The organism is Algibacter sp. AS12 (assembly GCF_046736315.1).
GTDB lineage: Bacteria > Bacteroidota > Bacteroidia > Flavobacteriales > Flavobacteriaceae > Algibacter_B > Algibacter_B amylolyticus.
In genome coordinates this window covers 1,570,168-1,583,355 of sequence record NZ_CP151841.1, presented here as the reverse complement: position 1 = coordinate 1,583,355, position 13,188 = coordinate 1,570,168, and the positions used below count along the sequence as shown (strand labels likewise).

10 protein-coding genes are annotated in these 13,188 nt (G+C 33.3%); all 10 read left to right on the top strand.

What is annotated here, in order from left to right:
* The first annotated feature begins 27 nt into the window (after positions 1–27).
* The 10 genes from AAFN75_RS06630 to AAFN75_RS06585 all read left to right on the top strand — a co-directional run bounded on the left by AAFN75_RS06630 (position 28) and on the right by AAFN75_RS06585 (position 13,186).
* A complete protein-coding gene (locus AAFN75_RS06630; RefSeq protein ID WP_411808814.1) occupies positions 28–876 on the top strand; it encodes a universal stress protein in 849 nt (282 codons plus the stop codon).
* Positions 873–3,095 (top strand): SulP family inorganic anion transporter, encoded by a 2,223-nt coding sequence (locus AAFN75_RS06625; protein WP_411808812.1) that lies wholly within the window; start codon positions 873–875, stop codon positions 3,093–3,095. The genes AAFN75_RS06630 and AAFN75_RS06625 overlap by 4 nt, the downstream gene beginning before the upstream one ends.
* Positions 3,096–3,166: 71 nt before the next feature.
* On the top strand, positions 3,167–4,027 hold the full coding sequence (locus AAFN75_RS06620; RefSeq protein WP_411808811.1) for an MBL fold metallo-hydrolase: 861 nt from the start codon (positions 3,167–3,169) through the stop codon (positions 4,025–4,027).
* 28 nt (positions 4,028–4,055) lie between these two features.
* Complete coding sequence (locus AAFN75_RS06615; protein ID WP_411808810.1) at positions 4,056–5,663, top strand: S8 family peptidase; 1,608 nt, start codon at positions 4,056–4,058, stop codon at positions 5,661–5,663.
* Positions 5,664–5,736: 73 nt separating this feature from the next.
* On the top strand, positions 5,737–7,542 hold the full coding sequence (locus AAFN75_RS06610; RefSeq protein ID WP_411808809.1) for a M1 family metallopeptidase: 1,806 nt from the start codon (positions 5,737–5,739) through the stop codon (positions 7,540–7,542).
* A 299-nt stretch (positions 7,543–7,841) separates the two neighbouring features.
* Positions 7,842–8,747, top strand: coding sequence for a hypothetical protein (locus AAFN75_RS06605; protein WP_411808808.1), 906 nt, complete (start codon positions 7,842–7,844; stop codon positions 8,745–8,747).
* Positions 8,748–8,836: 89 nt separating this feature from the next.
* Positions 8,837–9,214: a ribonuclease P protein component gene (gene rnpA / locus AAFN75_RS06600; protein ID WP_411808806.1), complete on the top strand. Its 378-nt coding sequence runs from the start codon at positions 8,837–8,839 to the stop codon at positions 9,212–9,214.
* Positions 9,215–9,220: 6 nt separating this feature from the next.
* Positions 9,221–10,855: a S41 family peptidase gene (locus AAFN75_RS06595; protein WP_411808805.1), complete on the top strand. Its 1,635-nt coding sequence runs from the start codon at positions 9,221–9,223 to the stop codon at positions 10,853–10,855.
* Positions 10,856–10,954: 99 nt separating this feature from the next.
* Entirely contained in the window at positions 10,955–11,824 is an 870-nt protein-coding gene (locus AAFN75_RS06590) for an OmpA family protein (RefSeq protein ID WP_411808804.1), read from the top strand.
* Between the two features lie 6 nt (positions 11,825–11,830).
* Positions 11,831–13,186 (top strand): T9SS type B sorting domain-containing protein, encoded by a 1,356-nt coding sequence (locus AAFN75_RS06585; RefSeq protein WP_411808803.1) that lies wholly within the window; start codon positions 11,831–11,833, stop codon positions 13,184–13,186.
* Positions 13,187–13,188 lie beyond the last annotated feature (2 nt).

Genomic DNA, 13,188 nt, shown 5'->3' with positions numbered 1-13,188 from the left:
CTTTTACATTAAATTTTAATAAAACCTTTGTATTTAAAGCCTTTTAAAAGTATTGGAATTGGAGTCGCATTTTCTCCAAACTTAAAAGCTAACCTCTTTGAAGCCGCAAGGTTATCTGTATTTTTCAAAGCCAAATTAGTCTTAATTCATGTTGGTGAAGCATCAGAAGAAAAAACAAATGTACTAAGCACTTGTTTAAAAAGTTTCGAAAAAGATCAATTAAAGTACGAAGTTGTTTTTAAACCAGGCGATCCTGTTAATGTAATCCTTTCAACTTCCGAAGAAAAAAAAATAGACTTGTTAATTCTAGGTGCCGTAAAGCGCGAAAAGGTGGTAAAATATTATGTGGGTTCCATTGCTAGAAAAATTACGCGACAAGCTAAATGCTCTATTTTACTACTTATAAAACCTTCGGTTGAAAGTAACCCGTGTAAACATATTGTTGTAAATGGTTTAAAAGACCCTAAAACGGAACAAACCATAACTGCCGCTTTTTATGTTGCCAACCATGTTAATTCTGAAAAAATAACTATTGTTGAAGAAATTGATCAAGAAGAAATTCATGTAAAAGTTGAAGATGACAAATCTTTAAGACGTGCCAACATTGCTAAAGAACGTATTAAACTTAGAGAAAACTCGAGGGTAAACGAGATTATAAAACACATCCCTGAAGAATATACTAAAAATAAAACCATAAAATTACAGCCTATTTTTGGTAAACGCGGCTATTCGATTGGACATTACGCGCAAATTTCGAGAGCCGATTTATTAATTATGAATAGCCCAAGTAAAATGACATTTTGGGACCGTTTATTTCCTCATGATATAGAACATATTTTAACCGAATTACCAACCGATGTGCTAATCCTTCAATGAGTCCAAAAAAGAATAACATAAGCGCCTTTTTTAAAGCCTTACCTAAAAACATATTTTCTGGTTTTGTGGTAAGTCTTATTGCATTACCATTAGGTTTAGGGCTTGCTATGGCAAGTGATGCACCACCAATTGCAGGTATTATTGCCGCAGTTATTGGCGGTGTAATGGTATCTATTTTAGGTGGCAGTCACGTTACTATTGTGGGTCCAGGAAATGGTTTAGTTGGTGTGCTTTTGGTAGCTATAACCACGTTGGGTTTAGAAAGTGCTTATATAGCCATTGTATGCTCGGGTATTTTACTTTTACTCTTAGGTTTTTTTAGAATGGGAGCTTTAGCCGATTTTTTCCCTTCGGCAGCAATACAAGGTATGCTCGCTGCTATTGGTTTAATTATTCTCGGAAAACAATTTCATATTATGATGGCTCATAAGATTAAAAGAGCCGATACTATTGATTATTTAGTAGAAATTCCATTTACTATAAACGATGCTGTTCATTACGAAAACAAAGGGTTAATATTTGCGGCCTTAGCAGGTATTTTAAGTTTAACTATAATGCTGTTTTATTCGAAAATTAGAAATAAATATCTACAGCTTATTCCGGCACCAATGTGGATTGTTATATTATCTATAGCCTTTAGCTATTATTTTGAGTTTGGTTTACACGAACCCAACCCTATTGCGCCACAGTATATGGTTTCTGGTATTCCTAGTATTCAAGAAATTATTGCAGATATACCAACACCTAATTTTAGTGGTATTTGGAGTTTTTCTTTTTGGGGCAGTGTTTTAGCTTTAACCTTAATATCTAGTATAGAATCGCTTTTAAGTATTAAGGCTGTGGATAAACTGGATCCAGAAAAACGACGCTCCAATGTAAATAGAGATTTAAAAGCACTAGGTTTAGCAACCGTTGGTAGCGGGCTGTTAGGAGGTTTAAATGTGGTAACCGTTATAGCTAGAAGTTCGGTAAACGTAAACCAAGGTGGTACCAACCGATCTTCAAATTTCTTCCACGCCTTATTTCTTGTCCTTTTTATAGCGTTTTTTAGCACGCAGCTTACTCGAATTCCGCTTCCTGCATTAATGGCTATTTTAGTCTATACAGGTTATAAATTAGCATCACCAAAGGTTATCACCAAAATGTTTTCTATAGGTAAAGAGCAACTTATTATCTTTTTTGTAACGCTAATTGTGACTTTAAAAATTGGATTAATTACAGGTATTCTTGCTGGTGTAATTGCTACTTTTATTATTCATGTGGTTATCAACAAACATTTAGGTTATGGTTTAATAGTAAGAAATCTAGCAAAACCTAATGTTTTAATGTACATGGAGCAAGGCAAGAAAAACAACTATTATGTTAGTGTAAAACATTTTTGTAGTTTTTTAAATTACTTTAGGTTAAAAAAACATTTAGACGCTATCCCAGAAAATAAAGATGTTATAGTCGATTTTTCATTATGCCATTTTGTTGATGATACCGTTTTGGAGAACATTAGTAATTACCAAGAATTATTCGATAAACGTGGAGGCCATTTTGATGTTGTTGGTTTAGATATGCACGATACAGAAACTAAACACCCTTTTGCCTCTAGACGTTTATTACCTGTACCAAATATTATAAAAAACAGCTTAACAAGACGCCAAACAAGTATGGAGACTTTGGCTGAAAATTATAGTTTAACATACCACCCTAAAAGGAAAAAAAAGGTATCCTATTTAAATAACTTTTCGTTTTTTAACACAAAACACATTAACCACATTTACAATAAATTAAACGATAATAACTGTTCAATTTCCATATTTGATATCGAGTTTTCTGAAGGTGAATTTATTGCTAAAGAAGTTGGCAGAAAAACGATGCTTCATATCGATTTAGATGTTGCTATTCCAAAATTCACCTTAGATAAAGAAGGATTTTTAGAAAAGGTTTCAGCCTTTGCTGGGTTTAAAGATATCGACATTGATAATCATGACGATTTCTCTAACCGCTTTTATTTATTGGGTGATAATCGAGTAGAAATAGCAAAGTTTTTTAATGATGACGTTACCCATTTCTTTGAAAGCAACCCTTACTACCATGTTGAATCAAACGGAAACGCCCTTTTAATTTTTGGAAAAGAACGTTTAGCCAGCATTAAAGAAATTAAGGCTTTATATGATTTTGGTAAGCGATTAAGGCAAGTTATTTCCAAAGCACAAACAATAGAAGTTTAAACGTAAAAAAATCTTAATAAACTCTTAACCTTTAAAAGCGTTTAATATAGATTTCTTAATTTTACATTCCTATGAAATTACATCCTATTAATGCCGGAAACCTAAAGCTTGATGGTGGTGCCATGTTTGGTGTTGTGCCTAAAGTATTATGGAACAGATCAAACCCTGCAGATGCCAATAACATGATAGATATTGCGACGCGCTGTTTATTAATTGAAGATGGCGATCGCCTTATTTTGATTGATAATGGTATGGGCGATAAGCAATCTGATAAATTTTACAGTTACTACCATCCTTGGGGCGATTATAGTTTAGATTCCTCATTGAAAGCCGCTGGTTTTAATCGCGATGATATTACCGATGTGTTTATGACGCATTTACATTTTGATCATTGTGGTGGTGGTATTCAATGGAACAAAGACAGAACGGGCTACGAACCCGCTTTTAAAAACGCACATTTTTGGAGTAATAAAGACCATTGGAAATGGGCAACCGAGCCTAATAGACGAGAAAGGGCTTCGTTTTTAAAAGAAAATATTATGCCTATGGAAGAAAGTGGACAATTAAAATTCACAGCACTTCCCGAAGATAATTTACTTAAAAACTCAGCTTTAGGTTTCGATATCTTTTTTGCCGATGGACATACAGATAAGCAAATGATTCCGCTTATAAAATATAAAGACAAAACCATTGCTTTTATGGCCGATTTATTACCAACAGTTGGTCATTTACCACTACCCTATATTATGGGTTATGATACTAGACCACTATTGACGCTAAACGAAAAAGAAAACTTTTTAAACATAGCGGCAGAGCAAAATTTCTATTTATTTTTAGAGCATGACGCCCATCACGAAATAATAACCGTACATAATACAGAAAATGGTGTGCGCTTAAAAGGAGTTCATACCTGTGAGGAGATCTTTAATTAAAACAAAATGACTAATTCAATATATTACAATGAAAACAATTAATTTAATAGCAAAATCTGCATTCCTAGCAGTTTTAATTTCAGGTTGTGGCGGAGTCGCTCCTGTATTATCAACCCCTGTTGAAAACATCGATTCATCTCCACTAAAAGTTTCTGAACTTACTGATGCTGAAGCACACAATTGGGGACACTTGGATTTGGTAAAAGATACCATTCCTGGAATGAGTGTTGATAAAGCTTACGCTGAAATCATAAAAAACAAAAAAGGTAAAAAAGTAATAGTTGCAGTAATAGATTCTGGAATAGATATCGATCATGAAGATTTAAACGATGTTATTTGGACTAACAAAGATGAAATACCAAACAACGGAAAAGACGACGACAATAATGGATATGTTGATGATGTACACGGATGGAACTTTTTAGGTGAAGGCTACAACGAGCAATTAGAATTTGTTAGAATTTTAGCTAGTGGAGATACCAGTAACCCTGATTATGCTGCTGCTAAGGCAGAATACGATAGCGAATATCAAAAATTGTTAGGTAGAAAAACACAGTACGAGCAAATTTATCAGCAACTTCAAACTGCAGATGCTGCTTTAACGAAGCACTTTGGTAAAAAAGATTATACTAAAAAAGAAGTTGCCGCTATTAAAACTGAAAATGAAAGTTTAGCACAAGCACAACAAATAGCAAATTACATGCTAAATAACGGTATGGATTCTATGACTGATGCGGTAAAAGAAATTGAAAATGGGTTAGAAAGTATTAATGAGCGTTTAAACTACAACTTAAATAAAGATTTTAAAGGTCGTGTTAACGGAGACAATCCAGACGATATGTCTACTAAATTTTACGGCAATGGTAATGTAAAGCCTGTTAAAATAACTGAAAGCCATGGTACACACGTAGCAGGTATTATTGCTGCCGAACGTAACAATGGTAAAGGTGCAAATGGTGTTGCAAATAATGTAGAGATTATGAGTATTAGAGCTGTACCAAACGGCGATGAGTACGATAAAGATGTAGCCTTAGCTATTCGTTACGCTGTAGATAATGGTGCTTCTATTATTAATGGTAGTTTTGGTAAAAGCTTTTCAACACATAGCGATTGGGTACGAGATGCTATAACTTACGCCTCAGAAAAAGACGTAATTTTTGTTCATGCTGCCGGAAATGACAGTAAAGATGTAGATACAGAACCAAATTTTCCAGATGATAATGTAAACTATAACGAGATTTCAAATACTTATATTAGAGTTGGTGCTTTGGCTCCAAAATACGGATCGTCAATGGTAGCTGGTTTTTCTAACTACGGAAAACAAAATGTAGATGTTTTTGCTCCTGGAGCAAGCGTGTACTCTACAACTCCAGAAAACGATTACCAAACTAAAGGAGGAACATCAATGGCTGCTCCTGGTGTAGCTGGTGTAGCGGCATTAATTCGTTCGCAATACCCTAGCTTAAGCGCTGCTCAAGTAAAACAAATTATTATGGATTCTGGTTTAGCCATTAACTCTAAAGTTATTGTTGGAGGAAACTCAGAAGATATTCGTCCGTTTGCCGATTTAAGTAAATCTTCTAAAATGGTAAATGCCTATAATGCGTTAATTATGGCAGCCAAATTAGCTAAATAAAATATTATAAATTATAAAGGTTGTTCTGTGATTTTAAAGCATCATTTAACAACCTTTTTTAATACACATGTCTATGAATCGTTATATCCTTTCCACACTAAGTATCGTACTATTACTGTCTTGTAGTAGTCAGAAAACCATGGCTGTATCTCCGCCACCAACACCAACGCCTCCGGCTACCTCAACATCTTGTTATTGGCAACAACATGTAGACTACAGTATGGATATTGATATGGATGTAAACAATTATCAATACAAAGGAAAACAAGAGTTGGTTTACACAAACAACTCTCCAGACGTTTTAGATAAAGTGTTCTATCACTTATATTTTAATGCCTTTCAACCAGGAAGCGAAATGGATGTACGTTCTAGAACTATTGCAGATCCAGACTCTAGAGTTGGCGACAGAATTAGCAAGTTAAGTCCAGATGAAATTGGTTATATTAAAGTAAACGCATTAAAACAAAATGGTGTTGATTTAAAACACGAAACCGTTGGTACTGTTTTAGAAGTCGCTTTAGCAAAACCTATTCAACCAGGAGAAAGTGTAACTTTTAACATGCTTTTTGATGCTCAAGTACCAGTTCAAATTCGTCGTTCTGGAAGAAACAGTAAAGAAGGTGTAGCGCTTTCCATGACACAATGGTACCCTAAATTAGCCGAATACGATTTTGAAGGCTGGCATGCCGATCCTTATATAGGTCGCGAATTTATTGGCGTTTGGGGCGATTACGATGTAAAATTAACCATCAATAAAGACTACATTGTAGGCGGAACAGGTTATTTACAAGGAGAAACAAAAGTTGAAGGCAATAAAAAAACACTTCACTTTAAAGCACCAAACGTACACGATTTTACTTGGGCTGCAGATCCAGATTACATTCATGATACTAAACAAGTGCCTAATGGTCCGCTTCTAAATTTCTATTACAAAAACACACTAAGTTCAGAGCACAAGCAAAACTGGAAAAAATTACAATCTAAAACGGTCGAAATGATGCAGTATTTCTCAGAGCATATTGGTAATTATCCTTACGACCAGTATTCGGTAATTCAAGGTGGCGATGGCGGAATGGAATACGCTATGTGTACTTTAATTACTGGCCAACGCAGTTTTGGAAGTTTAGCCGGTGTAACAGCCCATGAGCTGGCACATACATGGTTTCAGTTCCTATTAGCATCTAACGAAGCTAAACACGAGTGGATGGACGAAGGTTTTACAACGTATATCAGTAACTGGGCAATGAATGATATCTTCAACGAAGGAAAAGCAAACCCAGTTGAAAATGCCTATAAAGGTTATATATATTTAGCAACTTCCGGAAAAGAACAACCGCTTACCACACATGCAGATCGTTACACATACAATCAATCCTATGGTATTTCGGCTTACAGTAAAGGTGCTGTGTTTATGTCGCAATTAGGCTATGTAATTGGCGACGATAACCTTAAAAAAACCATTAAAAAATATTTCACAGACTTTGCTTTTAAACACCCAAAGCCTTTGGATATTATTAGAACTGCAGAAAAAGTATCGGGACTAGAACTAGATTGGTATTTAACAGATTTTGGCCAAACAATAAACACCATAGATTACGGCGTTAAAAGTATCGATAGTAATACTATGACCCTAGAGCGTATTGGTGTAATGCCAATGCCTTTAGACCTTACAGTTACTTACACCGACGGTAAAACCGAAGATTTTTACATTCCTTTACAAATTATGCGTGGCGAAAAACCAACCACGGCTACCATTGCTAAAGATTGGGCGTGGGCGTATCCAACATACACCTTACAAACAGCAAAACCAGTACAATCTGTTCAAATAGACCCAAAAGCATTAATGGCAGATATCGATAAGGAGAATAATAAAAAATAAACCAATAATTTGGGCGCTACCACAAGGGTCGGGCTTTTCGCTACAAGTCCTCGCACCCTCAAAAACAAACTCGGGCGCTGTGGGCTTTCCACTGCAATCCCTAGCGCACTTATTTGCTAGCAAAGTTTTAAGCTTAAAAGCCTGTTAGTATCCAAGCCATAAAAAACTACTTTACTTAAAAATAAAGTGGTTTTTTTATAGATAATGTTTAAAAACTTTAAGAAATCGGTACATCGCATTTAAAACTATATTAACATAATTTAAAAATTAATATAGTTACTTCGCAAAAAGAAAAATTTATGAAAAACATACTACTAACTTTAACCTTAGGCGCATCTATATTTGCCACAAGTTGTAAAAACAATACAGAAGCCAAAACCGAAACTACAACCGTAGAAACCGCTACAAAAGATTTAGTTTTAAAACCAGAATCTTGGATTAACGCTCGTGTAGAGAAAGCAAAAACAAAATTACAAAGTACCGAAGCTGGTAACATTATTTGGCAAGCCATGGAAGCTCATGGCGGACTTAAAACATGGTACAGTAATGGACCAGTATCATTTCATTTCGATTATTTACCTTTAGATGGTAAAACACGTCGTAATACCCATCAAACCATCGATACTTGGAGTAACAAAGCGCGCCACCAAAGCCTTACAGACTCAACTAATGAGTTTGGATGGACCGGTGAAAAAGCATGGAAAAAAACAAAAGACTCTTTAGCATTTCCTTTCGATATGCGTTTCTGGGCCTTAACACCACATTACTTTTTATCGCAACCTTTTGTTTTTGATGGCGAAGGTGTAAACTGTAAAAAACTAGAAGATAAAACCCATAAAAATGAAACTTTTAATACTGTTAAAGTAACATTTTCTCCAGGTACAGGCGATGCTCCAGACGACTATTATATCCTCTATTTTAGCAAAACAACACATAAATTAGCGGTAATACGTTACATCGTATCTTACCCAGAATATTTTAAAGATGGTAAAATGAAACATTCTCCAGAAAAATTTATGGAAATACAAGGTTATCAAACGGTTAGTGGTATCGAGTTTCCAACTGCATATCATACCCATTGGTTAACAAAAAATGAAACAGCTGGCGAACATATTACAACCATAACGGTAGATAATATTTCATTTAAACCAGAGCTTGAAAACGCTTATTTCAATATGCCCAACGGCGCTGTTGTTATCGAGTAAATCTTTATAAAAAAATAAAATTTTCAAAAACCACTTAGTTAATAGGTGGTTTTTATATTTTATTACCTTTGGCAAATAAAACAAACCTATTGAACTACACTTACGGTAATAAAGAAAAGCTTAAAAGTAAAAAATTGATTGACCAGTTATTTACTGAAGGAAAATCGGTTTCGGCATACCCATTACGCTTGGTGTATTTAGGTACCGCTTTAGACAATAATTTAATAGCTAAAACAGGTGTTTCGGTAAGTAAGCGTAACTTTAAAACTGCTGTAGACAGAAATAGAATAAAACGCTTGTTAAGAGAAGCTTACCGACTTAATAAATCAATCTTTTTTAACAATTTAACAACGCAGCATGCGTTTATGATTTTGTACATTGGAAAAGATAAACCTACTTTAGATCTCGTTGAAAATAAAATGAAAATTCTGTTTGAAAAGTTTACAAACAAAATTTCAGAAAAATAATCGAACATGAAAAACATTTTAAAAAAGAGAATTATAATTCCCATACTAGCAGGTGTTCTGTTTATTTCAACTACTGCTTTTAAAAACGATTTTTTTGAAATCGCCAAACAAATAGAGATTTTCACCACATTATTTAAGGAATTAAATATGAATTACGTGGACGAAACTAACCCTGGCGATTTAATGGATACCGCCATAAAAAGTATGCTTGCCGATTTAGATCCGTATACTAATTTTATGAACGAGCAAGATGTTGAGGCCGCTAGAATTAACAATACCGGCGATTATACAGGTATTGGTGCCAAAATACAAACTAAAAAAGATAAACTGATTATAATTGAGCCCTACAAAGGTTACCCAGCAGATAAAGCGGGTTTAAAAGCTGGAGACGAAATTATTAAAGTTGGTAATACATTAATTGAAGGTTATGAGGATTACCCAGGCGATTTACTTAAAGGTGCTCCAGATTCCTCGGTAGAAGTGGTTTTTAAACGCCAAGGAAAAACTCAAACAGCAACTATAAAACGTGCCGAAGTAGAGATAAAAGCAGTACCTCACTTCTCTATGATTAACGATAAAACAGGTTATATTGTTTTAAGTAAATTCAATAAAAAAGCGCATGCCGAAACTAATTATGCTTTACGTGATTTAAAAGCTCAAGGTGCCGAAAATATCGTTTTAGATTTACGTGGTAACCCTGGTGGATTACTAAGAGAAGCTATAAAAATTGTAAACCTTTTTGTGCCAAAAAATCAATTGGTAGTAACAACAAAATCAAAAGTAAAAAAATACAATCGTACCTATCTTACAACCGACGAACCGATTGATACCGAAATTCCGCTTGTTATTTTAATAGATGGTAAAAGTGCATCGGCTAGCGAGATTGTATCTGGAGCGCTTCAAGATTTAGACAGAGCTGTAATTGTTGGATCTCGGAGTTTTGGAAAAGGTTTAGTACAACGCCCCAAAATATTAACATACGGTACACAGGTTAAAATTACTATTTCGAGATATTACACGCCTTCTGGACGTTGTATTCAGGCTCTAGATTATTGGAATAGAAATGAAAAAGGCGAAGCAGTTAAAGTAAAACAAGAAAATTATAATGCCTTTAAAACTAAAAATGGCAGACAAGTATTTGATGGTGGTGGTGTTTTTCCTGATGCGCAAGTTGGCTCGTATAAAATTTCACCAATTACAACCGCCATTGTTAATAACAATTTAATTTTCGACTATGCTACAAAATACCATTACAGCCATAATATTAGTAATATTAACAGCTTAAAACTAAGCGATGCCGATTTTTCAGATTTTAAAAACTATTTAAAAACTAATAATTTTTCATTTGAAACAGATACCGAAAAAGCCCTTAAAAAGGCCTATGAAATAGCGCAAAAAGAAGAATTAAATGATAATATTGACCGAGATTACAACACATTAATTTCTAATTTAAACACATCAAAAACTAATATTATTGATGAGAATAAAGACTATTTATTAGAGCTATTAACTAAAGATATTGTTAAGCAATATGTGTATAGAGAAGGTTTGTATGAATATTTAGAAATCCATGATAACGAAATAAAAAAAGCTACAAATATACTGGCTACCCCATCAACATATCAAGATTATTTAAAATAAAAAGAAAAGTAATTATTTACGAAAAACCGCATACATGTTGACTTCTGGCATGATTTTAGATTAAAAATAGTATATTTATCTCCTATTTAAAACACCTATATGACTAAATTATTTGTATTAATATGTTTTACTTTATGTAGTGTTTTTTCTTTTTCTCAAAAAGAACTAACACACGAAGTATATTTTAATACGGATAAATTTGAGGTTCCAAACACCGAAGAAAACCGTTTACTATTATTTATATCGAACTTAAATGATATAAATATAGAATCTATTTCAATATTTGGTTTTTGCGATGATAGAGGTGCAGATACCTACAACTTATTACTATCGCAACAGCGTGCAGATGCTATTAAAGCCATTTTTGCAAATAACGAAATTAGCGAAGATTTAATATCGAATGTAGATGGTAAAGGTGAAATACTTTTAAAAATAATTGAAGAAGAAAACCTTTTAAAAATAAGAGGTTTAAACCGAAAAGTAGAAATTATAGTAAAACCTAAAGTACCAAAACCAGTGGTTAAAAAGGTTGTGGATAGCACGCCTAAACCTAAAATAGAAAAAGAAAAGGGTATTGAAGATCTTATAAAAGAAGGTAATAAAGGAGATAAAATTTTATTTAAAAATATTTTATTTAAAACGGGTTATGCTTCGGTTACACCAAGTTCAAAAAAAATATTAGAATCTATTGCTAAAGCACTTTTAGAACGCGAAGATATTTACTTTACCATACAAGGGCATGTATGTTGTACGCAGTATAGCAGAGATGCTGTAAATAGACAAACTAAAAAAAGAGATTTATCTGCGGCTCGAGCAAAATATGTTTACGACTATTTTGCTAAAAAAGGTATTGATAAAAAACGTATGAGACACATAGGGTTACGACGAAAGTTTCCACTTGGTGGCGATCCAGAATTAGATAGACGAGTAGAAATTCTTATTACATACGTTAGTAAACCTACCAAATAAATTTAAATGGGCACCAAAACTAAATTTTTCCTAATTAGTTTCTATTTGGTTTCCTTTTGCTGCCTTTCTCAAAACACATTTATTCCAGACGATAGTTTTGAACAAGTTTTAATCGATTTAGGCTTAGATTCTGGTCCTTTAGATGATTTTGTACCAACTTCTAACATAACGCCCTTAACTAGCTTAGATTTAAGTTTTGATACTACAGGCTTAATTATTTCCGATCTTACAGGCATTGAAGATTTTACAAGCTTAAATCAACTCTTTATTCAAAATAATCAATTAACAAGTGTTGATGTTAGCTCGAATACTAATTTACAGATTTTATGGTGTTTTAATAACCAACTATCTAATCTTAATGTTTCGCAAAACCCTAAATTAATTTCTTTACGCTGCGAAGATAATCTACTAACAAGTTTAGATACTTTAAACAATATTAACTTAAATGTATTGATTTGCGAACGTAATAATTTATCGACCTTAAATGTTTCAAATAATACGGGTTTAAGCAGGTTGCAATATGGTAGTAATAACTTAACTAATTTAGATGTTAGAAACAATACAAATTTATCGTATTTATCGTGCCAGCAGAATAATATAACTACTTTAAACGTTGAAAATAACAGTAAATTAACGACATTACTATGTTTTGAAAATATAATTTCGGCTCTAAATCTTTCAAATAATTTTAATTTAACCGAAATAGATTGCAGTAATAATACGCTGTGCAGTTTAAATTTAAATAACGGGAATAACACTAACATTACATCAATTAATTTTGAATTTAATCCAGATTTAAATTGTGTTGTGGTAGATAATCCTGATACCGACCATACAACTTGGCAACCCTCAAATTTTGCTAATTATGTAAATTCTAATGAAGCCTGCAGCGATTTTATTCCTGTTGATAATTTAGATACGGTTTTTGTAACAAGTTATACCTTACCAACACTAAATAATGGAAATTACTTTACCGGGCCTAATGGCATGGGAACAGCCTTAAATGCAGGAAGTATTATTAACGGTACCCAAACTATTTTTATATACAACCAAACGTCTTGTTATAGCAATCAAACTAGTTTTTCTGTAATTATAAATAATGAAGATTACTTTATTCCTAAATACTTTACACCCAATAATGATGGTATAAACGATGTTTGGCAAGTTTACGATCGTTTAAACCTAGTTAATAACATTTCAATTTATAACCGATACGGAAAATTATTAAAATTTTTACCTAATACCACAATAGGATGGGATGGTACCTATAATGGTCAAATTTTAAACAGTGATAGCTATTGGTACGAGATTATTTTAAACTCTAAAGAAGTGTTACGCGGCTATTTTACTTTAAAACGCTAGAA